2 protein-coding genes are annotated in these 2903 nt (G+C 44.5%); both read right to left on the reverse strand.

What is annotated here, in order from left to right; translation table 11 throughout:
- Positions 1-1349: undecaprenyl-phosphate glucose phosphotransferase (locus C8R34_RS16035; protein WP_110342288.1), on the reverse strand; the 1349-nt coding region annotated here is incomplete at its 3' end.
- Positions 1346-2728, reverse strand: a complete 1383-nt coding sequence (gene epsL, locus C8R34_RS16040; protein WP_110342290.1) for an XrtB/PEP-CTERM-associated polysaccharide biosynthesis outer membrane protein EpsL — start codon at positions 2726-2728, stop codon at positions 1346-1348. The genes C8R34_RS16035 and epsL, both read right to left, overlap by 4 nt.
- Positions 2729-2903 lie beyond the last annotated feature (175 nt).

The following is a 2903-nucleotide window of genomic DNA, read 5'->3' on the forward strand; positions in this document are numbered from 1 at the left end:
AGGATGATCCAGAGGTCTAGCCAGATGGACCAGTTTTTGAGGTAATACAGATCGTGTTCGATGCGCCCTTTCATTTTTTCCAGTGCTTCGGTTTCTCCGCGCCATCCATTGACTTGGGCCCAGCCGGTGATGCCTGGTTTTGCTTTGTGGCGCAACATGTAGCCTTTGATTAATTTGCGGTAGAGCTCATTGTGAGCCACGGCATGTGGACGCGGGCCGACGATGCTCATGCGTCCTTGCAGTACGTTGATGAATTGCGGTAGTTCATCGAGTGATGTGCGGCGTAGAAAGCCACCAATTTTAGTGAAGCGCTGATCATCTTTTTTTGCCTGCACAATGTTTGCGCCATCTTCAACGACAGTCATAGAGCGGAACTTGTATACAATAATTTCTTCGCCGTTCAGGCCGTAGCGGCGCTGTTTGAAGATGATCGGACCTGGCGAGGTGAATTTTACCGCTAAAGCAATGCCCAGCATGAGTGGCGACAGTAAGATCAGTACCAGCAAGGCAATCACAAAATCGCTGATATTTTTGACGACACCGTCAACACCGATGAATGGCGATTCATTCATGGCCACGACCGGAGCATCGCCAATGTACTCAAACCGGGCTTGCATCAAGTCGAAAATGTAAATATCCGGCAGAAAATAGATGGAAGCGGTGGTGTCCGGCAGCTCATCCATGAGCTTCTGAATGCGTGGTTGTGAGGACATGGGTAAGCTGATGAACACCAATTCAATATTATGTTTGTGAATGTAGGGAATGACATCCGCTAGCCCCCCTAAATGGGCTCCGAAGCTATTGCCGACGACACTGGAGACTCTAGCATTATCACGCTCATCGAAAAAACCACGGTAATTGATGAGCAGAAATGGAATCTCTTCAGTATGTTGAATGAATTCCAAGCTGGTTTCGTTGGCACCGATCACGATGGTTGGGCGCGAATGACCTTTTGTATACAAGCTGGTGATGATACTGCGTGCGATGATATGGCTTGCAATCAATATCAATGGCGTGACAATAAACCAAGTCAACAGCACCTGTTTGGAAAATTGATCATGAAATTTTGTGGCGTACCCTAGAAATAGCAGAATGGCCACAATGATCAACCAGCCTATCATGGTATCGCGCATATGCGCCAACAATCGGCCTTTGCGCCAATTGCGATAAATGAAAGTGCGCTCGTAGATGTATGAGGAAATGAAAAAGGTGATAATGACTAAGATGAGATAGTAACTAGTAAAATCTTCATCATATAGCCACGTTGTCAGTATCAACATGCTCCATATGATGAAAGGATCCAGCAAATGCTTGAAGAAGGCGACGATAGGTAAATCGTTTGTGGTCATCGTTGTCCGTAAATATATTGTAGATTAGCGGTGACGCCATTGGCATTAAATCCGCCTGACTCAGCATCCGTACTGAAATCGGAATGATAAATCGAAGTACTGAGTTGTAACCCAGGATAAGGATTATAGTTGAGCTTTAAAGCGGCATTACGGAATGTATTCTTCCTGCTTATTAATCGTGCTATTTGTGGGTCGGTAATAATTGTAAAGCGATCAAAGTTACGTGTTTCATAAGAGAAATCTCCCTCCAGTCTTATTTTCTGGGTGATGTTCCAGGAAGGAACAATGCTTACACCGGTATTCTGGCTAAAGTTAGCGGTGAGATTATTCATGGATGAAGTCAGACGCCAGCCGTTGATGGTGAATCCAAGTTTGGCAGTAGGTTGCCAATGATAGGTGGCGCGACCGTTGAATCCACTGAAATCACGTTGCTGGAAGCTGTTATTGTGGCGGTCTATCCAGCCTGCAGTACCTTGAAACTGGGATTTTTCGGATACTGCCCAATTGACTTTAGCCAATACTTCTTTCTGATCGTAGCCGTTGCTGGCGAGTGAGCCGTTTGCGTCTAAAAAAAGCGTGCCATCAGCATTTCGAACAGGATTGGTAAAATCTCCCAGTATGTCGCGAAAAAGTACGCCTAAAGTATTTTTACTCGGAGTCAGGTAATCAATGCCGCCCTCGAAGCGGTTTTCAACGCGATTCAGATTATCCGCTCTGGGACTGTTTCCCGTATCAAGGCTATAGCGAGTATATTCGCCAACTAAACGCCAGCTTGGATGAAAGTGCCACGCACCGTTGAAGAACTGTGTTTGTTCGGTACGTATGATTTTAAGGCCCGGCTGAAATATGAAGGGCATCAGTGATTGTACATAGGTTGCTCCCATATTGCCTTCCAGCCGGTTGCCTAAGAACCAGTTCCATTTACCATTGGTGCCTTTCACATCGTTATCCATCGAACTGAATCTATCAAATTTCGTGTAAGTCCAATTGAAATCGGCGGTAAATCGTTGCCGACTGATTTCTTTCTCAAACATGATTCCGCCGGTCATGCGATTAGTAACGTCAGCGAGCTTACCTTCGGAAATCAGACGTCGGATACGCTCATCCGTAATATTCGTCGGGTCAAGATTGTCGCGTATGCGCATCATATTGTCGTCAGCAGTAACGGTGTAATTGAAATAGGGCTTAAACATTTTGCTAAGTTCAGCGGCTTTGCTAAGCTCAGCAGCCGAAGCAACGTGACTGAAAAAAAGCAGCGATAAAGCGCCGGAGATAAAAAGGCACAGCCGGCATCGATGTCGTCGTAAAAAATAAATCATCCGACGAGTAATCAACGAATTGATGCTAGTAAGTGTAACTTCCATGAAGTGATATTTCATTAACTTGAGATTCTCAGGGTTTCTAATAGCTATGTATCAATACAATAGCCACAGTATTCGGCAGATTTGATCTTTTTCATAACATGTTCTCATAAAATTATTTTAAACAACACTTTTTCCAAATGAAAAAACCTCTCTACAGCAATAATTACATATCTTGTCGCTATTTTTACAA

Source organism: Nitrosomonas sp. Nm84 (genome assembly GCF_003201565.1).
Lineage (GTDB): Bacteria > Pseudomonadota > Gammaproteobacteria > Burkholderiales > Nitrosomonadaceae > Nitrosomonas.

Coding starts and splice junctions, on each gene's coding strand:
- epsL (WP_110342290.1), bottom strand. CDS start 2,728: ATGAAATATCACTTCATGGAAGTTACACTTACTAGCATCAATTCGTTG.